General features: G+C 56.1%; 16 protein-coding genes and 2 pseudogenes. 3 read left to right on the plus strand and 15 right to left on the minus strand.

Features of this window, described 5'->3' with window-relative positions:
* Positions 1-133: 133 nt before the first annotated feature.
* The 13 genes and pseudogenes from U0004_RS29580 to U0004_RS29640 form a co-directional block, all read right to left on the minus strand.
* A pseudogene (locus U0004_RS29580) lies at positions 134-274 on the minus strand (GH32 C-terminal domain-containing protein); the annotation flags it as partial.
* A 321-nt stretch (positions 275-595) separates the two neighbouring features.
* Positions 596-916 carry a hypothetical protein gene (locus U0004_RS29585; RefSeq protein ID WP_139144220.1) on the minus strand — a complete coding sequence of 107 codons (321 nt, stop codon included), beginning with the start codon at positions 914-916 and terminating at the stop codon, positions 596-598.
* A gap of 795 nt (positions 917-1,711) precedes the next feature.
* Complete coding sequence (locus U0004_RS29590) at positions 1,712-2,071, minus strand: hypothetical protein (RefSeq protein WP_139144219.1); 360 nt, start codon at positions 2,069-2,071, stop codon at positions 1,712-1,714.
* Positions 2,072-2,699: 628 nt separating this feature from the next.
* Entirely contained in the window at positions 2,700-3,008 is a 309-nt protein-coding gene (locus tag U0004_RS29595) for a hypothetical protein (protein WP_071653715.1), read from the minus strand.
* Positions 3,008-3,595 (minus strand): hypothetical protein, encoded by a 588-nt coding sequence (locus U0004_RS29600; protein WP_139144218.1) that lies wholly within the window; start codon positions 3,593-3,595, stop codon positions 3,008-3,010. Before U0004_RS29600 ends, U0004_RS29595 begins: the two co-directional genes overlap by 1 nt.
* Before the next feature lie 54 nt (positions 3,596-3,649).
* A complete protein-coding gene (locus tag U0004_RS29605) occupies positions 3,650-4,114 on the minus strand; it encodes an Imm26 family immunity protein (RefSeq protein WP_167468733.1) in 465 nt (154 codons plus the stop codon).
* A 1-nt stretch (position 4,115) separates the two neighbouring features.
* A complete protein-coding gene (locus tag U0004_RS29610; RefSeq protein ID WP_231958599.1) occupies positions 4,116-4,481 on the minus strand; it encodes a hypothetical protein in 366 nt (121 codons plus the stop codon).
* 205 nt (positions 4,482-4,686) lie between these two features.
* On the minus strand, positions 4,687-5,070 hold the full coding sequence (locus U0004_RS29615; RefSeq protein ID WP_139144217.1) for an SCO4402 family protein: 384 nt from the start codon (positions 5,068-5,070) through the stop codon (positions 4,687-4,689).
* The gene (locus U0004_RS29620) at positions 5,052-5,660 is read right to left on the minus strand and encodes a hypothetical protein (RefSeq protein WP_217495260.1); all 609 of its coding nucleotides are present in this window, start codon (positions 5,658-5,660) and stop codon (positions 5,052-5,054) included. The genes U0004_RS29615 and U0004_RS29620 overlap by 19 nt, the downstream gene beginning before the upstream one ends.
* 229 nt (positions 5,661-5,889) lie before the next feature.
* Positions 5,890-6,081 (minus strand): DUF7706 family protein, encoded by a 192-nt coding sequence (locus U0004_RS29625; RefSeq protein WP_070257950.1) that lies wholly within the window; start codon positions 6,079-6,081, stop codon positions 5,890-5,892.
* 2 nt (positions 6,082-6,083) lie between these two features.
* Positions 6,084-7,154 carry a site-specific tyrosine recombinase XerC gene (gene xerC / locus U0004_RS29630; RefSeq protein WP_070257949.1) on the minus strand — a complete coding sequence of 357 codons (1,071 nt, stop codon included), beginning with the start codon at positions 7,152-7,154 and terminating at the stop codon, positions 6,084-6,086.
* 11 nt (positions 7,155-7,165) lie between these two features.
* The gene (locus U0004_RS29635) at positions 7,166-7,306 is read right to left on the minus strand and encodes a hypothetical protein (RefSeq protein ID WP_167468734.1); all 141 of its coding nucleotides are present in this window, start codon (positions 7,304-7,306) and stop codon (positions 7,166-7,168) included.
* 27 nt (positions 7,307-7,333) lie between these two features.
* Positions 7,334-10,243, minus strand: a pseudogene (locus tag U0004_RS29640) (CHC2 zinc finger domain-containing protein).
* 149 nt (positions 10,244-10,392) lie between these two features.
* Here U0004_RS29640 and U0004_RS29650 point away from each other — a divergent pair.
* Together U0004_RS29650 and U0004_RS29655 are read left to right on the plus strand one after the other, a co-directional pair.
* Positions 10,393-10,755 carry a helix-turn-helix domain-containing protein gene (locus U0004_RS29650; RefSeq protein ID WP_217495257.1) on the plus strand — a complete coding sequence of 121 codons (363 nt, stop codon included), beginning with the start codon at positions 10,393-10,395 and terminating at the stop codon, positions 10,753-10,755.
* A 490-nt stretch (positions 10,756-11,245) separates the two neighbouring features.
* A complete protein-coding gene (locus U0004_RS29655) occupies positions 11,246-11,512 on the plus strand; it encodes an antitoxin VbhA family protein (RefSeq protein WP_070257947.1) in 267 nt (88 codons plus the stop codon).
* Positions 11,513-11,743: 231 nt separating this feature from the next.
* Here the strand turns inward: U0004_RS29655 and U0004_RS29660 are convergent, their stop codons facing one another.
* Both U0004_RS29660 and U0004_RS29665 read right to left on the minus strand, forming a co-directional pair.
* Entirely contained in the window at positions 11,744-12,220 is a 477-nt protein-coding gene (locus U0004_RS29660; protein ID WP_139144216.1) for a hypothetical protein, read from the minus strand.
* A 6-nt stretch (positions 12,221-12,226) separates the two neighbouring features.
* Positions 12,227-19,099 (minus strand): FG-GAP-like repeat-containing protein, encoded by a 6,873-nt coding sequence (locus tag U0004_RS29665; protein WP_139144215.1) that lies wholly within the window; start codon positions 19,097-19,099, stop codon positions 12,227-12,229.
* Positions 19,100-19,736: 637 nt separating this feature from the next.
* Between U0004_RS29665 and U0004_RS29670 the strand changes: the two genes are divergently transcribed.
* Positions 19,737-20,093 (plus strand): hypothetical protein, encoded by a 357-nt coding sequence (locus tag U0004_RS29670; protein WP_139144214.1) that lies wholly within the window; start codon positions 19,737-19,739, stop codon positions 20,091-20,093.
* Positions 20,094-20,445: the final 352 nt, after the last annotated feature.

Consider the following 20,445-nt stretch of genomic DNA (forward strand, 5'->3'; position numbering starts at 1 on the left):
CGCCGACTTTGACTTAGCACCTCGCCGTGTCAGCGTTCTGGGGCTCGCCGCCACCGCCGGTCTATACGTTTGAACGTCAATCGGTACTGCAACGCATTGTTTTGGTCGCGTTGCATTAGAGCGTGCGCTCATACTATCCGCTCTGTTGATTGGCATACGCCGATATGGATCGGGTTGGTGTGGCAGGATCAGGGAATATCTGGCTGGTCAGCACAGCCTCCCCCTCTCCTGCAAACACGCTTATCGACGCGGTATCGAATAGGATGCGCAAGCGTAGTTGTCCGCGCGTCGCTCACGCCGGATGAGCAGTTAATAATAATGATGCACTTGTGCGCCTGTGATCTTGGCGACTGGTGACAATCCACGCATCTCCACAAGCCAATCGTGCTTGTAGCCGAATTTGCCATAATCAGCCAGGTTTCCGGTTGTGTGCCCGTAACCAGCCGGTGCTGGCACGTTCGCAACGTCGGCGCTAAGCCGGTCGCACATGATTTGATCGCGCTTACGGAGCCGACTCAAGATCGCTTCACGGACGCTTTGCAAAACACATGCTCGCATCCATTCGCGAAGCCGATGCCAACGGGTCATGCAGCTGTCACAGCTCAGGTATTGCCGCTATCTCCCCGAAGCGGTCCTTCAACTGCTGAGTAAAGACGTGATTTCTCGCCAAGCGCGCCAGATGGATCTTGAGCTGCGTGTCGCCCCAGCCGGTCAGCTCGCGCACGTGGCGGCGGCTAAAGCGGAAGTCGGCCTGCTTCATGCCCAGCCGCTCGGCTTCCAGCTTGACCCAGCCATGCAAGGCATTCAACAGCTTGCGCGTTTGCGGCGGCAGCTCGTCGAGCGTGCGGCCCAGCACGTCGTGCGCGAGTCGGTTGGCGATGGCAATGTCAGACGGCAGCACCTCGATGTAGCGCACCGCCTTGCCCCGGTGCTGCACCGTGTGCGTGGGCCGCTGGTACTGGTGCAGGAACCCGCGCCGGCGCGGCCGGCGCTGTGCTAAACGGTATAAATGATATTGAATGTTTTAAGCACAGCGGCGCCGCCAATTCAGTCAAGGCCGCGCAGCGCCCGCAGGGCTTGGCCTTGACGGCCGCGATCAAGAGCACGCTCACACATGCGGTGCGAGGCGGGTTCTTGCCTTGCACCGCTTGTAGACGCGGTTGATTTTGAAGTTGCGGTTGCGTGCACTTGGCCTGACTGACGGCGAAGCGCGGCGGCAAGCGAGGAACAAGCGCGCCCTGTAGCACTGACTGGCAGCACCCCGTGTGGTGGACGCGCGCAGCGCCTGACCGAAACCATGCGTACAGCGCACGCACTGGCTTAGCAGGCCCGCAGGGGCGCAAGACATAAGGCCTATTCTGTCAACCCGAAGGGCCCGGCGTAGCGCGGGGTCGCCCCACCAAGTGAAGCGCAGCGCAACGACTGGGGCGATTTGCAACAGAATGTCGCCTTATGTTAAAGCGGCCGCGCAGCGGCCGATTTACCCCGGAGGGGCTGTGCTTTTGCGTGGCAGGTAGCTGGCTGACGGCGAAGCGCGGCGGCAAGCGGTGCGCGGCACCGCGCGCCTGGTAGCCCACTTCTGCATCAAGCGTGGCTGTTGCCTTCCGCAAGCGCGGCTGGCAGTACCGCGCAGCGGCTGACCAGGTCGTTCGAATTCACTCTACAGCTGAGCTCGTGTCCGTTTGGTAGCACCGACCCCGTGCCGTTCGTGCTACTTTCGAAGTGGCAGCCAGTAACACCCAACTACTCTGAAATTTTCATCCACATAACAATTTCCAATTACCCCCCCATCATCCGATGCGAAACCATAACAAGTAACATTTTCACTCCCTTCAATGGAGCCCATTGCAGCAATCAATTCATCAAGGCCCAAAGCGAAAACACCCGCTTTCCCTAGAGTCATCAAATGCACACGTGCACTTGCAAGCACGTCCTTCACTGGCATCAAGCCAGGGGCTTCATACACTGCCCTTGCATCTGGCGATTCTAATATTTCCTTTGTCTTTTTCCACCAGTCGGACTCAAGCCCGTGAACTGGTTCGAGCGACAAAATGAATTTCATTTGATTCATTACCTTACCCTCATTGCGCCATCTCTAACGCCTCGCATTAGGACTTCGCTTTCATAATACACATCAGGTGACCAAGACCATGACCATGAGGCACCTTTCGGCGGCGCACCAACAGGCACCTTCAATATCACTCCCCCAACACCGTTTTTTGATGCATGCTTCTGCGCAATTTCCAACGATCTAGACCAAGATGTAAATTGACTTTGTGCAGCCACTCCACCGAGATTGTGTGCCTCTTCGGTTACATTTCCCAGGACGTTACCTGGTACCACACGTCCCCGAAGGGCCGCTTGTAAGGCAGGATGACCCGCGCTAACTCCTCGATAGAGATATTGAACCTCTGAAGCCAAGGCCGGACCGGCTTCGCCGGCCCCACCAAGTCCAAATAGCGTCGCGGTCTTCCACCAGCTTGCCACTCGCATCCCAGCATTCATAACCGTCGTAGCAATTTCAGAATTTAGGTCATTAATGTAGTCCTGGACTGGATCGCCCGTATAGGATTTAACGGGTGTCGCTTCCAATGTACCCTGGTGAATACAACCCAGTGAGTCGCACCTAGTTTCCCGATTAGCACCAGAGAAGAAGTCGGAAGCTCTCTTCAGAATCCCGTCTCCCGTGTTTGCCGAGACTAATCTTCTCGTCGCCGATACACAACTCGAACTGATTCGCTTGGCCAGTCAATGGGGGCTTTAGTAACTACCACATCGATAACATAGGTAATTGATGCCTCCTGTAACGCTTCGAACTCACAAGCTATGTCCTCGATCTCTTCTCGATCAATGGCGTTATCTTCGGCCAACACAAAAATAAGCAACCAAGAGCTTCCATCATGCGAAAGTCCAACCGTTCGAAAGTTAGAAGAAATGGCACCAAGGAGTGCCTGCACCAAGCGTAACGTTTGGATGCACCAAATATCGTTTGCAATTTCAGTATTCATCACGGAGTCCAAGTTGGATTCATTGGGACGACACTAGGCGCTGATGTCCCTTTGATCATAAACACATTTGTCGGCTGACTAGGGTAACGAGGGAGATTTACGTTTATACCCGTCACTCCCTCGAAGCGTACTACTGGGAAGCCAGCTTGAGATTTTCCGAGAACCTGAGCTGCACCGGCACGGTATGCATCAAGCACCTTTTGCGCATCTGACACGCTATCGAGCATTCCACCGCCCCGATATTCCTGTCGACCTGCAATATGCCGGAGCTGCTTTTGGCTAATTTTCTCAGCGACCTCAGGGAAGTCCGCAGCGGATAAACGAGAGGCGGCGCCCTCCGCCAAGCCGGCCAGACCACCACCCACTGCGCGCGCACCATTGACCAACATCAAGCCATCAGCTGTATCCTTTCCTTGCTGACCAAAATATTTGCTCGTTGGTGTAAAGGGATCCCACAACGGCATCGGCTCAATAGTGCCGTTAATGTCACCAATAGCAGTAAAGAAATTCCCTGCTTGAATCAATCCATGGGCAACCGCGTTCCCGGCCCCAGCTGCCAATGATTGCAGAATATCGCCCTGAGTCAAATTCGTAACTTGAATTCCGTTGGTGTTTGCCGAAACCGTGGTTACTCCGAGTTATTAATCCGGCGCTAATGCGATGCCAAGGGCCGATGAAATCTGATCATCTATAGTCCTAAAGCTTTGTAGTCCTCGCTCCCCAACTGGCTCTTTAGGCATGGAGAGACGATGATCGTATTCATCAAAGTACCATCCACGCGAATCCATAAAACAATGCTTTGGAAGTCGATCCATGGGGCCAAGTTCACGATGCTCAATCGTTTCGAAGTAACCCTTACTCCAAGGAAGCTTGTTGGTCAACATCGGAGCAGTCAGCAATTGGCCGCGCATTAGTGTTGGCACATCTTCTTTTCGCTTTGATCTTTCGCTATATATATAAATTAAAATACAATCGGCCATCGGACCGATTTTTGCATCTATAGCGATGACACGGCCATAAAGGAAGAGGCCATCAGGAGGTAACATTACAAAAACATCGCCTTTCTTTGGTGATGTTTTTGTTTTTTTTAATGAGACAAGATTCATCTTAAAATCCATTTGATCTTAGCCATTGCTTACCCCAATCAACAGCTTGTTGATAATAGGAATGCTTCGGACTAACACTATTTCGAATGTTTTGGAAATTCGGTTTTTCAACTATTCGAGCCTGCTCGATTGCTCTCGCTTCTCCGCGCGTTACAGGAGTTGAAGTCAGCGGATTAAGCACAAATCGTTCCCCATGAGCAGCCTGCCTGTTCGCAAGATTGTTCGTAATACCCACGTAGACTGGCTCTGATTTCAAGACGCCCTCATATACATGCACGTCGACCTTACCACCGCGCAATTCAATTGGCAATTCCCTACCAGGCACTCCGAGTTTTCCGGTATTCCCTCTAAGAGTACCAGCGATCATTAACCCAGCTTCTAAATTATCGGCCAACCCAAACGACCACTGTGACAGATTCCCGTATAAAAAATTACCTGTCTCAGTTTTCTTCGTCGAGAAATACTCCCCTAGCAAATCCAAATGGTGCGGAACATCGTAGCCGATGACGGAATTTTTGAAATGATCCGGGTGTGTTGCAACAAATTTTTGCTCAGTATTGGTGTTTGCCGAGTCAATGCGAGCTCAGAAGTAATGCCTCGCAAGAACTCGCGGCATCCATAACATCGACCCACTCCGGTTTTTCTATATATTGAGCATCCTCTAGATTCATCCCGTATGTTGCAAATAGGCTGTCAAGGCAACGTACTAAATTGCGAATTGACTGGGCTTCCAAGTCATTTTTAAGAAACCACCCGATAGCTTCGCCTGGGTCACTCCCCAGACAGGTATCGTCGTAGATAAAATGAATTGCATAATCCAATTCATCATGCACGACATCGGGATATGGCTCATCCCGAACCCATACCGCCAACTGATACTCTTTGTCGGCCAAGGAGTGCAAATATCCAATCAATTCCTCACGCATGTGCGGGTATTTCATTTCGGCGCGTTCCATTTTTCCCATTTCAAATACTCACTTAATGGAATATGTGCCGACTCAGGGCTCTGCTTAATCGATCCTTGAATTGGCATTCCATCACGTCCAATGACCCTACCTTCGTAACGGACAACTACGTGATCTACTTGCTGCACTGGCTGTGTGTTCAGGGGATTACCCTGATCAACGCGAACTCCATTACCCTTATTGTTAGGGTCTTGCCAACGCTGGCCAACCCCTTTGTTATTGGGTACACCCTCACCCCAAGAATCTGGGAATTTGCCTGTGACCGATTTTGGTACAGACCAACCAGCTTCTACAGAAGCCCCTTTTCCAGCCGCAGAGCCACCCATCGTTGCCAACTTCAACGGCAATAGGAGTTCGAGGGCTTCACCAAACACGGGGGTGTCGTAGCCTAACCTGGCGCCGCTGCCGAATGCATAGTAGTCAGGCCCGCCTGGCAACGCACCGCTCAACAGATTGAACCCACCCTCCAACAGGTTGACACCTGTGTTCCAGCCCGCTTTTCCAAAATCCAAGAGCGCACTCGGAAGACCTTTAGAATCCAGCCCACTTACTGATTTGTTTGCCGAATCAGTGTAGCCCACTGCATCCTATCGTACCGCAGAGGCTCAACCCCAGCATCCATGCGGGTTCCCGCGCCATGCGTGGGGTGCGTTATCCAGTTAAAAGAGCGAGACCCCCTAATGTGGGTTTTTGGCCTATCAGCGGCCGACGACCCGACGCAGTATATCAGGCGTTATCAATGAGGCAAGCGGCAAAAAGCCGCCAGAATGGCGGCCGTCAGACAAGCGGATTATGGGAAGTGGAGGCGAGTCAGCGCGGCGCGTAGCCGGCGGCGGCCAAGGCGGCGCGCAGACGCTCGCCGGCATCGAGCATGGTCCACGCCTCGTCGGCGTCGACGGCCAGGCTGCGGTAGTCGTCCAGGCCGACCCGCTTGAGGAACTGCGCCAGGGCCAGCGCCTGGGCGGGCGACAGATCGGCAGTGATGCTTACCAGCGGTTCCATGCTCAATCCTCCTCGTTGGCTTCGGCGTCAAGCATGGCCAGCAAGGCGGCGCGCTCGATGTCGTCACCGGCATCGCCCTGCCCGGCCTGGCCGGCGGCGATCACGCGGCCCGGATGGGTGGCGGTGTGGATGTCCTTGAGCATACGGATGCTCACCTGGGTGTAAATCTGCGTGGTGGACAGGTCGGCGTGGCCGAGCATGGCCTGTATAAACCGGATGTCGGCCCCGTTCTCCAGCATCAGGGTCGCCATCGTGTGGCGGAACAGGTGGCAAGCGCCGGTCTTGCCGATGCCGGCCGCGTTGACGTGATCGCGCACCAGCTGCGTGAGCCGGTTCGGGGTGAACGCCTCGCCCAGGTTCGACAGGAACAGCGTGCCGTCGTCGCCACCGCTGGCCAGCTCCGGGCGCACGTCGTCGCGGTACTTGGCGATCCACTCCAGGGCGCGCTCGCCGATGGGGATCATGCGGTCTTTCTTGCCTTTGCCCTGGCGGATCATCACCGTGCCCCGGTCGGCGTCCATGTCGTGCAGGTGCAGGGCCAACAGCTCCATGCGGCGCATGCCGGTGCTGTACAAGGTCTCCAACATGGCGCGGTCGCGGATGCCGGTCGGCGTGCCGAGATCGGGCTGGGCCAGCACCGTTTCGGCCTCGCGGATCGTCAGCACGTGCTTGGGCAGCCGGCGCTCCAGTCGAGGCAGCTCCAGCTCGCTGGCCGGGTTGTACAGGATGTGATTGTTCCGCGCCAGCCATTTGAAGTAGGCGCGCAGCGGCGTGATGCGCGTGTGCTGGCTGCGCGTGGTGAGCGGCTGGCCGTCCTCCTTCCTGTACAGGAACAGATAGCGCTGGTAGCGTTCCAGGATCGGCTTGGTGATGTCCTGCGGCCGGCCGAGACCGCGCTCGTCGCACCAGATCAGGAAGTAACGGATGTAGACGTCGCGGGCCTCGATGGTGGCCAGCGAATAATTCTTCTCATGCTGCCAGGCGTTGAAGCGCAACAGGTGGTTGTACAGACTGTCGCGGTCGCGCACGTCGCCGATGACGGCCTTGGCGGTGGACGTTCCCTTGCGCGCCATGGTCGCTGTCCTCAGGCGTCGCCGGCCGCGCTGGCGGCCAGCACGGCGGTTGCGCTACGATACGACGGGCTGCGCGCCGTGATGGCCTGACGCGATTTTTGCACATCATCGTTGCTCGCTTCGTCGCAAGCCGCATCAGCACTGGCAATCAAGGCAATTTCATCCTGCCGACCAGTGGCCTACCGCACCCCGACCACACCCCGACCGGGGGCCGACCGCTCGCCATGTACCCCCGACCGCTGAGCGTCGTAGGGCAAGGTGGCCTTGCCATCGAGCTGCGCCATGTCGGTCAGCCCCATCAGGAAGCGGCCACCGGCATCGCCCTCGCCGTCATAGACCAGCTCGTATTCCAGTCCCTGGCCACGGGCCACGCGGTGCGCCAGGATGTATTCCAGCTCGGTCAGCCTGGCCAGGTGTATCTTGAGCTGGGTGTCGCCCCAGCCGGTCAGCTCGCGCACCAGCCGGCGGCTGAAGCGCAGGTCGGCCGGCTTCATCGCCAGCCGCTCGGCTTCCGTCTTGACCCAGCCGTACAAGGTCGTCAGCAGCTTGCGGGTCTGCGGCGGCAGCTCGTCCAGCGTGCGGCCCAGCACGTCGTGCGCCAGGCGGTTGGCGGTGGCGATGTCATCGGCCGTCACCTCGATGTAGCGCACCGCCTTGCCGCGGTGCTGCACCGTGTGAATGGTGCGCTGGTACTGGTGCAGGAAGGTGATGGCGCGGATCAGCGACAGGTATTTCATGTGGTCGCGCCGAGTGCGTGTTTTGTCGTCCAGGAAGGTCAGCCGGTCGGCGTAGGGGTTCACCACCTTCAACGGTTGCAGCAGGCGCTGGGCGTTGCGGTGCAGGGTCAATATGGCGTCGCGCTCTTCGTCGGCCAGCAAGCCCTCCAGCGTTTGGCGCTTGCGCTGCAAGGCGTGGATGTCGCGGGTCTGCTCGCGGCTCTCGTTGACCGTCAGCACCACGCAGCGGTTCAGCAGTTCCTCGTCGATGTCGATCGCCGTCGTGGTCAGGAACAGCATAACCGGCCCCTCCACCTTGTATTCGTGCGTCGTCAGCAGGCCCGTGGTGGCGTCCTTGCCGGTCGATGCCATGCTGACCTGTCCATCCGATTGCAGCAGTTTTAACGCGTAGCTGGCCTGCGCCGCGCCTTCTTCTTCGGCGATGGCCAGTATCTTGTGCTTCAAGCTGGTCTCGCCCATGTAGAACAGACTCTGGCCCGTCATGGCCGAGTAGCGCACCTGCGCCTCGTCGGGCATCAGGGCTAGCACCGCGTCCATCAGCGACGACTTGCCGGCGGCGCTGGACGACTGGATCAACACGGCCAGCGGCTTGTCTAACTGGCGCGACACGGCCGCCAGATAGCCCACCAGTTTATTGGTCTCTTCGCCGACCATGCCGCAGGCGTCGAAGTCGGCCAGGATGCGCGCCAGCAGTTCGGGCGATTTCAGCAGCTCCAGCGCGGCGGCCTGCTCCGCATCGGACAGCTTCGGTCCCTCGTCTTCCTTCTTGAGCGCCGCCTGCAGGTTGGCCGTTTGCAGCTCTTCGAGCTTGAGCAGCACGCGGCCAAGGTCGTGTTTCAGCACGTCCTCGGGTTCGCCCAGTTCGACGCCGGCCTGCTTGATGAACGCCGCCCGCGCCTTGGCCTGGTACAGGTCGAAGGTGTCGACGTGGAAGCGCTCGTCGCGCGACACCAGCAGATTCACTTTCAGCGCCTCGGGGTTCAACGGCTTTTTCCACCCGCGCACGCGGTAGCGCCGTTCGCCATAGGTCAGCACCAGTTCGGCGTCGCTCTGCTCCATCGGCGTATCGACTTGCGGCGCGGGCGGCAGCGGGCTGGCCAGCGCCGGCTCGGCGACGACCGACGCGGCAGGTTCGACCGGCGCTGGCGGATCAAGCACCACGTCGGCAGCTAAGGGGGAAACATCAGCAACGGCGGCAAGAGCATCAGCCGGCGCGGACGTGGGCGCGGGGCCGTGCCCTTCCGCCATCCATTCGGCCTTGCGGATCAGCAGGGCCAGCGCCTTGTCCGGCGGGGCCATCTTGAGCGCGTACTCGTTGGCATCCATCCCCTTCGGGAACAGGATGCGGTAGCAGGCTATGCCCAGCGCCGTCAGCTTTTCCGCCAACGCGGTGGCGGCCTGGTTGCCGGCATCGTCGCGGTCGTAGGCGATCAGCACGCGCTTGACGCCGTGCCGCTGGAACGCGGCCAGGTGGTCATCGGTAAAACCGCCCGCGCCGTAGCTGGCGGTGACGTTGCTAAAGCCATGCACCCAGAACGTCATGGCGTCGATCAGCGCTTCACACAGGATCACCTCGCCGCCGCTGGCGATCACGCCTTCCTCGTTCCACACGCCGGCATGTGGGCCAGGCAGATAGAGGTGGTAGGCGGTGCCGGTGCGCAGGTTGTTGAGGATCTTGCGGCCGTAGACTTCGTGCACCACGCCGTTGGTGTCGATCACCGGCACGACCAGCGAGCCATTGAAATGCTCATGGCCGGACTCGCGCAACAGGCCGATGGCTTGCAGCCGGCCGCGCACTTCCTGGCCTTCCTTCCACGCCTTGTTCGGCAGCCGGTAGCCCAGCGTCCGATTGGCGTAACCAAGTTTAAAGCGCTCGATCAGCTCGGGGTGATGCAGGCCACGGATTTTCAGATAGTCCAGCGCTTCCGGGCTTTGCTTCAAGGTCTCGTGGTAGTAGTCCAGCACCTGGCGCATCGCGGTCTGGCCGTCCGCGTCGTCGCCCAGTGGCAGCGGTGCCGCCTTCAGCTTGCCGGTGGCCAGCGGCTTGGTCGGTGCCGGCGTAGTGCCCAGTCCCAGCTCGCTGCGCAACCGTTCGACGGCGGCGCGGAACGACAGCTTGTCGAACTTCATCAGCCAGTCCACCGGCCCGCCGGCCGCACCGCAGCCGAAGCAGTGGAACAGGTTCTTGGTCGGCGTCACGATCAGGCTGGCCGTCGCTTCCTAATGAAACGGGCAGCGGCAGGTGTAGTCCTTGCCCTTCTTACTCAGCTCGATGCCGGCGGTCTCCATCAGCCGGACCAGCGATACCTCAGCTTTGAGCCGTTCAATTTCCGCTGCCGGGATACGCGCCATAAAAATCGACCTTTTGCAAAAAACCTGTCAAGGGGGTTTGAAAGAAAATAACTGGTTTGCAGTCTACGCCATTTTGGCGTAGAGTCAACTACCAATCAAAAACAGGGGTTATCGTTATGAAGTCGATACAGCAGCAATGGATTTCAGTCATGACCCAAGACGAGAAGGAATATTTCAAGGTACTGGGTGCCCGCATCGCGCAATTGCGTAAGGATCAAGGCCTGACGCAAGTTCAGCTTGCCCAGGCGCTCGACATTTCTCAGCAGATGGTGGCGTCCTACGAAGTCGGCCGTCGGCGCGTTCCAGTGTCGCTGCTGCCAACCTTGGCGCGTGCGCTTCGGGTTCAGATCGATGAGCTGCTGGGTACTGCCGTGAAGGTCCATGCCAAGCGCGGACCAGCATCACAGTTAGAGCGCAGCATGGAACGCATCAACGAGCTGCCGAAGCAGAAGCAGCGCTTTGTCGTGGAAATGCTGGAGACCATGCTGGCCCAGGCAAATGCCAACGCATAGCCTTCTTCCTTAGCAGCTAAAAAATAAAGCCGTACCCATCACCCGCACCATCAGCAGCGGGTTGGGGACGGCTTTTTTTAAAACTAAAGATAGCTCTACAAACACCAATCGGTCTGTATCACAGATTTGGAAGATTTTTCATCGACGAATCAAGGGCTTGCCTGCGGCTGTAAAACACGAAGCAGCCCTTTGTGTTACAGGCGATCCTTGAATTCATGCGGGTTGCGGGAACATCTGTGATGTGCGTATGGTGTGTAGTAGTTTAGGACGGCCTTTTGACCATCATTTTTGCCCCCAGATGCGGTATCGGATCATCGCAAACAGGGCAAAAGAGCGTATTCAATCAAGCGGGTTTTGCATTGGCTAGCTCAATTACAGCAGAATTTCACGCTATTTCAGAGAATTTCATTGAGTCGCAAATAATTTCAACGGTTTGCAGATATTTGCAGCTTATTTCACTGGTTTTCAAACTATTTCAGGAAATTTCATCATGCCAGATATCCAGCCACCAGCAACCACCGATATCGTATCGCTCGATGCAGCACGCCAGCGCCGGCATTACATCGATCTGGCTAACGCGCATCCGGCATGGCTGGAGATTAAAGCGTCATGGGCCTTAGAAGGCATTGAACTGGTCGATGACAACGCCGTGGACGCCGGCCGCATGATCGCTGGTGACATCACCTATGCCCAGCTCATCAACGAGTTGCGCATCAAACATAGCCGGCAGACATTGTCTGACAGCGTAGCACTTTGATTTTGCTGACAAAGCACAACGGCCGCCATACCAGCGGCCGTTCACAAACAGCAAAGTGTCTGACACGATTTACCCCGTAGATTCAACAGCATATGGGAGATTTTGAGGGCTCGTGTCAGCGTGCGTCATGTGTGAGACATGGTTGGGGGAGCGGGGACTCCCCGCATCGTGCCAAGTTGGCCGCCATCTTCCATCGTACTGTCATTCTCCAGAAAAAGGATTTTATGTTACTTATATAGAAAAATGAAATCCTTCACCATCAATAGTAGTTCCTTTAATGAAATTTTCATTTATTTCAAATTTATCAATTGGCCCATTAGTCAGATATTTCCATCTTTCATCACCATTGAATGAAATATTGATAAATCCAATTTCATCTCGAAGAATTAATTCTTCAGAGAAAAATATAAATTCATGGAAAACACAAGGCATTCTATATGAAAACCTCTTCTCAAAATTATTGGAGTTAAAACATGCAACGATTTCACATATCCCTACGAAAATATTTTCTTTTATAAAAATCCCTATTGGCACCAAACCCAAATTAGCATACCCAACAGTGAGTTTCTCTCCATTTGGCAAGCAAAAAAAACCCCAAGTATTCGCGTCAGCGGTCTCGACATGTCCAATGGGAACCTCATCTAGCAAAACTGAAGCAAGAGCACTTTTGGATTCGACTCCGGTCCATTCAATAGTTGTAATAGCCATATATTTTTACTTAGCAATAATCGTGATTACCCGACCTTCTTCTTCGACAAACTGAATTTTTGATCCAGTGCTAGTTACTCCAGGAAGAAAGAATTCATGCATAGTTCGACCAGGCACAGAGCTAGGGACAATGGTAGATGAATCTCGATATGCATTGTTGAATAAGCGGCCAACCTCTGCACGATTGAGTGGATTGTCAGCAATTCCAATACGTCCCGCGTTACCAGCTGCACGCGCTGCATTATAGGCATTGGATTGATCAATCCCTCTATTGAAGAGGAAGTCTAACTTTCGCCCAAAACTCAGTTCACCCTGCGCCGCAGCATCTGCGGCCCGTAAAGCAGCAGCCTCCGCTCTTGATCCACTAACAATAACCGATGGAATAACACTAGGAGGAACACCGTCAGCCATGTTTTGTACCTGGGACCCGAATCCAAAGAGTCCCAAGACTACCTGTCCAACTTTGGTGCTACCTAGCCAGCCACCACCGAGCAAGGAGCCGAGCCCGGTAGCGCAAGCTCCTTCGTGACCTACGCAGGCCGCCCCCTGAGCAACGGCAGGGTTTGGACTCGATAGCATTGCATCGCGAACGGTGTCATCCCTACTGTTTGCCGATACCTTATCAGCGCCCATGTTACTCGCATTATCCGCACTATTCGATGGTTTGGCGTTGCCACGATCCCCAACTAACCTACAATTTCCGCCGACCTTCTCACATCGCTCAGCGTTCTCACGCATTAGTCTGTCTGCAATGTTCTCAGTTTGATTTCCCGACTCACTTTTTGCCGCAAATCCGCTGGGATCCGTCAGATTGGTCGGGTTGTTCCACACATAAGTATAGCGGTTGTAACTCTGGCTATGCATCGGATCCTGGATCAACGGATCGGCGCTCATGAAGCGCGCCAGCAAGGGATCATAGATGCGCCCGTTCATGTGCACCAGGTCGAGCTTGTCGAGCATTTCATGGCCCGTATAGCCGCGGTTATCCGTCACGCAATCGAGGCAGTCCGGAATCCCGTAACCAGTAGCCTTGCGGCGCTTGCCCCAGCTGTCATAGGCCAGCTGCTCCTTGACTACACCGGCCGCATTGCTGATCGCCACCACGCTGCCCAGGCGATCCAGATGCGTCCAGTTCAGCTCTGTACTGCCCGTTGGCTTGTCGATCTCCACCCCCAGCCCCATCGGCCAGTAGGTTTTGACAGTTGGCGCGCCGCCCTTGACGTCCACTTCCATGGCGCCCGCGTAGTACGTCGTCGTACCATCGTTGCGCTCCTGGCGCGCACGCTGGTGTTCTGGCCCATACATGAAGATGCTGTTCTCACTGCCCTTGCTGATCGAACGCGGCATGTCAAAGCTGGTCCAGCTGAGCGCGCGCCCGGCGCCTGAGAGCAGGTTGCCATTGATGTCGTAATCGAGCGTGCCGATGCCAGGAATCGACTTGACCGCATGTGGCAGACGGCCACCCGCCGGCGCATATACGTAGTCGCCCGTGCCGACACCGGTCTTCGACAGCAGATTGCCGATACCATCGTAGCGGAAGCTTTGCACAGGCTGGCCCGCCACCGTGGCGCTGGTCAGACGGTTCAGACCATCGTAACTGAACTCTTCCGTGAAGCCCACGAGCCCGGCGCCCGGCCAGTATTGCGCGCGCTGCTTCACGTTGCCCAGCGCGTCGTAGTTATACGATTCAGTCAGCTGCCCCTGGTTCTGCGCATTGTTCAAGGTGCTAAACGACAGGTAGCCGGTATTCGGGTTGTACTCGCGGGCCATCTTCAAGCCGTTGCCCAGCGTAGCGGCCGTCACGCGGTGCGCGGCATCCTGCGCCGTCGCCTGCCACAGTAACAGCGGGCCGCGCCCGATGCTTTCCAAATAACCGCGTTCGTTATACCGCTGCGTAAACACCTTCGCCGTATCACTGCCGCGCTGGTAGGACTGGGTCAGCAATCGGCCCCAGGCATCATAGCCGGTCGTGGCTTTATAAGTCGCGGACTGTACCTGGTCCAGGCGGGTCGTGGTGATGGCAGGCCGGCCCAGTGCATCAAAACTGTGCTCGCGCCGATAATCGACCTTGCCGGTGAGATCCGTCGTGTACGCTTGCACTAACTGGCCGCAGCTTTTCAGCGCCGCGCAATTACTCTGGCCAGGAAGCAGATCATAGTTCCAGTAGCCGATCAGATCGGGCTCGCTGCGTTGCAGCATGCGCCCCAGCGCGTCATAGCGCAGCGTCGTCGCGCTGCCGGCGGCCGATTGCCGCGGGCTGACCTGTTTCCAGACCTGGCCCAGCGCGTCAACACCATACGTAATCTTGCCCAGGTCCGGGTCGTTCAGCGCGATCCGGCGTCCCAAGGCATCGTAGCTGACCGTGACCACATTGCCGGCCGGATCCTGGGTCTGCAGCAGATTGCCGTAGCCGTCGTATGTGTACGTGGTGGTACCACCGAGCGCGTCAACACTGCTGGCCAGCTTGTCCTGCATATTGCGTGTATCGCTCTTGCGCTGTCCCTTGGCGTTGGTCAGGACGGTGCGCAGCCCCGCATACTCGGTAGTCGCCGTCAATTCTTGGCCCGCATCGTTGCGGGTCGCGGTACTCGTCACGCGGTCCAGGTCGTCGTAAGCGAGCCGGCTGGCCGACACCTGAGCCGCGCTCATGATACGCGGCCAGTAGGTTTCAGCCAGGCGGCCACGCGCATCGTAACGGCTGTCAGTCACCACCAGCTTGCCATCAAAAGCCCAGCTTTGCGTGCGCAGCACATGCCCGGCGCTATCGCTGTACACCAGCTTGGGCAAGGCGACGCGCTGGCCATTTTTCATGTAGTCGGTGATCGCGATCGCGACCGCGCCGGCCGGACAGCTGGCGTCGCACACCTTTTCGTAGCTGCGCGTCTCGTTGCCGTCTGGTGCGGTTTCAATGCGTTTGCGACCGAAGCCATCTACCGTCTGGTTATACACCAGGCCGTTGATGTCGATGCGCTGTTTCAGCATGCCGCTGGCGGCATCGTACGCTGGATACGATTCCACCTGCCCCAGCGCGTTCTTCTTTGAGATCGGGAAGCGGCGCCGAGTGTCATACTCCACTTCGGAAACAATGCGCGTTTGCGCGGTGTTGCTGGCCGGATCGAACCAGCTCTGCGTGATCTTGTTAACCAGTCCAGACAAATTGCCCAGGCGGTTGTAGGACGTCATCAGCTTGAGTGTGGGGTCATTCTCTTGCTGCGTTTCCGTCAGCAGCAAACCTTGTGCATCATAGGTATAGGCCTTCGTGCGCGTGACCGTCAAGGACGGCGAAGTGCGGGTATCGGTCGTCTTCGTCAGGTCGGCCAGGCGCCAGGTGGCTTCAGTGCTAGCGTAGGTGTGCACGATCTGCGACTTGAACGTCTCGCCGCCGGGTACCGTGGCGATGACGGTGCTGCTGAGCAGGTTGCCATAGGCCCCGACTTCGTTGGTCGTGGTGACGTTGCCCATGTCGCTCTGATCGAGGTCGCGGCGCGACACGCTCGAGGTTTGCACGAACGGGTGACGGGTGATCTTGTTGTTCGCCTGCGTAACGGTGTACTGGCTCAGCGTCTGGCGCATGTCGCTGAGGACATTGGCAGCAGGTACCGGTGCAACCTGCGCATACTGAGTCGTCTGGCTGGCTCCGACCATGCCAATAAACGGGAAATCCTGACGGTACCAGGTGGTCGTGACATGCCCACTCTGCGCATTGGTCACATCCTGCCGTGCAAAACCGAGGTTGCCACGGCCGGAACCGTCGTTGGCGTTGCCAGCATAGCGATAACGCGACGTCACCCAGCCGCCCTGCCCGTTGCTGCGGCTGAAAGTCTTTACCAGCTGCCGCGTCACCGGTGCGCGCTTGATCGGATACGCCGGCATGATCGGTTGGCCGCGGATATCGTAGGCCACGTCCTGGTAGACGGTGGCATCGTTGACAGCGGCATATTCCACTTTTTCAACCAATCTCAAACCATTGGTCACGCTGATCAGCTTATCGATGGCCTGGCCAGGCATGGCCTGGTCGGCGGCGCCGGAAATTTCCCAGTTGCTACCGCCCAGATAGCTGACGATGTCCTGCTTGCCGTCGCCGTTGAAGTCGCCCAGGAATTGCGATTCCACTTTAATAAGATACGTGTTCGCTGGTGGCGGGGTGTCCTTCGTGAAGCCGGATGGCGTGTAAAAGGTGGAACCCGTCCAGGCTTCGCAGGTATGCGTGCTCGCATCGGCGCCCACATGGCACAACTGGTAAGCGGAGATATTGGCGGTGTTCCGGGTGTCATGGGCGGGACGCAAGACATCGACCACGCCATCGCCATCGAAGTCTCCTAGCGTCACGACCTCATGCGAATAACCGGTCCCGGAAGCGGGTAAAGCGCGGCAATCCCCTCCTGCATTGCCACCTTTCGAGTAGCAAACGTAGCCATTGGTCGATGTAAATTCGCTATTGTTTTTCAGCAGTGCCGCAGCAAACACCATATCGGTCAGCCCGTCCGCATTCAAGTCGCTGGTCAAGACGCCCGATGTTGCCGGCTCCAACACGCGGGTTGGGCTGACAGCCGTGATCGGGAACCAGCCGGACGAGTAATCGAACGTCCCAATCTTGCTGCGTGTGTACACATAGACTCCCTCTTTTGGGCATGTCCATATTCTTTTTGAAGCCAAGGGATCTTCTAATTCCCAGACGCAGCCGTTTAGCATGACCTGTTCGGTTCGTCCGTCGCCATCCATGTCGGCATTCGGGTGTGCGCCCACGCGTCCCTCGTTAAGACTGTCACCTAACAGCATATCCTCATTGGTGCCGTTCACCGCTCTGCAGTCGAACGCGCTTCCCGTCGAGAGGCATTTGTATTTTTTGTCGCCATACACATCACCGGCCGAGAGCAACAGGTCGTCACGATTGTCACCATTGAAGTCGCCCACCATGCGCGATGGTTTCGGTGGCAAGAAGATGTTGAAGGCATCGACAGGGAAACTGAGCGTGGTACTGCAGACAAATCCGCCGCCGGTACTCAGGCGCGAATGACACAAGCGCCAGTTGCTGATACGGTACTGGCCGAGTGGCTGGTCAGCAACGAGTAGATCGAGCTGACCGTCACCATCGAAATCACCGGTTTCCATCACATGGCCGGAAATACTGTTCATCGGCGTCGAGACCGTCCAGCCGTTGCCATCGGCATTCGAAAGGAACAGGCGCTGCTGGTAGTTATTGGCGGCGACACGGTAACGCTCCAAGATGTCAGTCTTGCCGTCGCCGTTAAAATCGCCGAATGCCAGCATGCCCTGCGGGCTATTGCTGAACCACGCGGCATCGCTGCCCATCGCCATCAAATTCGGTCCCTGGCGCACGCCGCCCAGGCTGACAAAAGCGCGCGGCGCATTCGGATTTTTCTTGCCCCAGTCAAACGTCGTCGCCGGCAAGCATATGCCGCTGGCATCGCATGTCCGTACCGTCTTGAGCAGGCTGCGCCCGCTGCTAGCACTCAGTTCATACGCCAGGTTATACCGCAACGCCGGCGTGCCGCCGCTACCGTCAGCTTGTGTATCGGTGCTGGTCACAATGCTTTTTAAGCGCAGACGTGCGTCGAAACGGCTGCCGGACACATAGGCCACCTGCGCATCGGGCCGGGCTTCGTACTGCAGTTCGACCTTGACGAACATCGCCTGGCCGGCGCGTGTGTTGCCACCCCAGCGGATCTGGGCCAACCGGCTTTCGCCGCTTGCCGCATCGAGGTTGTACCAATAGCCAATGGTGTTGCCCGAGCGGTCCGTGCTGCCCGACAGCCACCAGCGGTGCGCTAGCCCGTCGGTACGGCCTTGGCCCAGCAAATAGGTATCGGCGCGATCACCATAGGTCAATGTCTGGCCAGTCTTGGTCTCCACCGTGAAGCTGTGGCGGCCGTTCGCGAGCGTCGTGCGGATGCGGCTGAACGTGTCGATCTCGGTACGGTACTCGGCCCCGTCGCGCCAATAGTCGCTATCGTTGTCATGATTGCCGTTAATGAGGACCAGTTGCTGGCCATCCAGGCATAAACGATCGGCCGGCAGGAAGCGCGCCACGTCGGTGGTGTTGTTGACCGCAAAATTGCGGCCGCAGCGGTCGATGCTCGAGACGCCCACCACGCTCCAGCCCAGGCCCGCCACGCCACCGGTGTCGGTGCTGCTGTAATTGAGGCTCAAGCTCGGTTGCACTCCTGCCACGCCGGGCGGCAACGCGATGGGCAGGTTGTAAGTGGCCGCACCATTCCCAACGCCCATGCTCCCCGGCAGGGCACCGGCATCGGCATTCTTGAGTTGTGCCGGATAGCCGATCCAGACGGGCGAGCCGTCGGGATTCGGCGGCAAGGGCGGTGGCTCGGGCGGCGGAGTTACCGGGGTGTCATCGCTTAGCAACAGATCGATGATGGCTTGGAGTAAAGCCGCTTGGATTGCACTGGACGGCGTCGCGGGATTTGGATTTTGCGTAACGTTGATCACCAGATTGGTCGATGGCCCACCAAAGGGCAGATCGCCCTGCATTTGCCATTGAAAATTATAATTTCCTGGAACTTTCGGTGCGACGACATTAAAAGTGAATGTGTATTGACCTTGCCGGGCAACGTCGGAATCGACCTGCACCGATTGCGTACCCCAGGTTGTATTTGCTTCGGGGTTTGCAGAAACCAGTTGATAAAGATTCGTCCACTTGGTATTTCCCGCATTGCGCATCGTGATCGACACTGGATAGCTTCGTCCGCCGACCATAGACATAGGTACGCTCTGCGAAATGAACTGCGCTCCGTCCTTGGACTCCGGGAGAGCAGCATGCAAGGCGGGCATGGCCAACAACAGGAAAAGAGAGAGACAAAGGTGCATCAGGGGTGTGATTATTTTTTTAACAAGAAGCACGAAAAGATTCTCCTGATGCACATGAATGTGGTAAATATTTATTGAAAGAAACGGGAACGCGGCATGCCACGCGATACACAACGTGAAGTGAAAAATTATTTTATACCAATTTATAGAAAATATATCAAAATTGGAAATTTATTTGCGAAAATATTTGACAAAGAGGTGGTGAGGGCGGCATGATTGGCGCGCTAAATGTGCGTCATCAGGCTACGCACCGCAGAAAGTAGGTTCTCACTCAAAAGTCGCGCTTGGAACATTGATTGTAGAAATTTCACCTTGCTCGCGTATCTTTAACAGTACACCATGGAAACGAGAGAAAGCATGAACATATTCATTTATAGAGAAGCCTTCTCTCGCTCCACACTAGATGTAAGAACTGTCGTTCGAAGTGGCTGATTTTATGGAACTCAGGTTCCATGCCGAAACCCGGCGCATAAGGAAAATAAGCTGGTCCATGGAATGAGCAAGATACTCGTCGCGGCTATTCGGTCGCCTATATGCTAATCGCCGCCGGTGTGATGGGTAATTCGCAAACGATAGTTGCTCGACTAGTGATCACTGGGGAAGATGGGCGTCGTGTGCCGATGGGCGCAAATATGATTAATATTTGATATTTTTATGAAAAGGTTATTTTATGTTTGAATTCAATGCGATTAAAATAATAAAAAATTTTATACTTTCAAAGAAAGCAATATTTTTAGTATTTTTTACGATCAGTTTTCCGGCAATTTCTGAGGAATTGTTGTTTGAAGCGGAATACAAAACGATAGCTTCAGTAGGAGTACAAGGGGATACTTATTATTTCAGGGTTGAAGGGGGGCTAGTGGCTCAATGTGCCTATTCGCTTATTTATATTCCCACAAACAGAAAAGCTCTATACGTGCAGATTATTTCTGCAAAACTGGCGGGCAAAAGATTGAGTCGACTGGCTTATACGCTAAGCAATGGTCCAAATTCCGAATGCCATGCGTATATCGTGGAAATTGAATAGATGAAAATAGTCTTTTAGTGGATTGAATTCCATCATCAGTCGTTTGCGAACGAAAATCGATGTATCGTTTGGAAAAACGATTTGAATCATAAGAAATTAATGCGGGATTCTGTCACATTAGTAACAATCGATAACTGACTAAGTAGAACCCGGCATTCAAATACTGGGCGAGACAATATCCTCACGTCAAAAAATTGATCGGCTTGGGTTCTTTGGCTGGAAAAGTTAGTCTTTGGTATTCTTGCCGCTTCATTTGTGCCCTGTGGATGCCCATTTTCTGGGCGAGAATTGTCGGTATCATGTCATTCAAGGATATGATACCGACTCTCATTGTCGTACGTCATCCATGCCT

The sequence above is a fragment of the Janthinobacterium lividum genome (genome assembly GCF_034424625.1).
In the GTDB taxonomy this organism is placed as follows: Bacteria; Pseudomonadota; Gammaproteobacteria; order Burkholderiales; family Burkholderiaceae_D; genus Janthinobacterium; species Janthinobacterium lividum.

What these genes read in the sequence shown, in the direction of transcription:
- U0004_RS29590 (WP_139144219.1), bottom strand. Translation starts at nt 2,071, where the DNA reads ATGAATCAAATGAAATTCATTTTGTCGCTCGAACCAGTTCACGGGCTT.
- U0004_RS29595 (WP_071653715.1), bottom strand. Translation starts at nt 3,008, where the DNA reads ATGAATACTGAAATTGCAAACGATATTTGGTGCATCCAAACGTTACGC.
- xerC (WP_070257949.1), bottom strand. Translation starts at nt 7,154, where the DNA reads ATGGCGCGCAAGGGAACGTCCACCGCCAAGGCCGTCATCGGCGACGTG.
- U0004_RS29610 (WP_231958599.1), bottom strand. Translation starts at nt 4,481, where the DNA reads ATGATCGCTGGTACTCTTAGAGGGAATACCGGAAAACTCGGAGTGCCT.
- U0004_RS29605 (WP_167468733.1), bottom strand. Translation starts at nt 4,114, where the DNA reads ATGAATCTTGTCTCATTAAAAAAAACAAAAACATCACCAAAGAAAGGC.
- U0004_RS29650 (WP_217495257.1), top strand. Translation starts at nt 10,393, where the DNA reads ATGACCCAAGACGAGAAGGAATATTTCAAGGTACTGGGTGCCCGCATC.
- U0004_RS29655 (WP_070257947.1), top strand. Translation starts at nt 11,246, where the DNA reads ATGCCAGATATCCAGCCACCAGCAACCACCGATATCGTATCGCTCGAT.
- U0004_RS29660 (WP_139144216.1), bottom strand. Translation starts at nt 12,220, where the DNA reads ATGGCTATTACAACTATTGAATGGACCGGAGTCGAATCCAAAAGTGCT.
- U0004_RS29670 (WP_139144214.1), top strand. Translation starts at nt 19,737, where the DNA reads ATGTTTGAATTCAATGCGATTAAAATAATAAAAAATTTTATACTTTCA.
- U0004_RS29625 (WP_070257950.1), bottom strand. Translation starts at nt 6,081, where the DNA reads ATGGAACCGCTGGTAAGCATCACTGCCGATCTGTCGCCCGCCCAGGCG.
- U0004_RS29615 (WP_139144217.1), bottom strand. Translation starts at nt 5,070, where the DNA reads ATGGAACGCGCCGAAATGAAATACCCGCACATGCGTGAGGAATTGATT.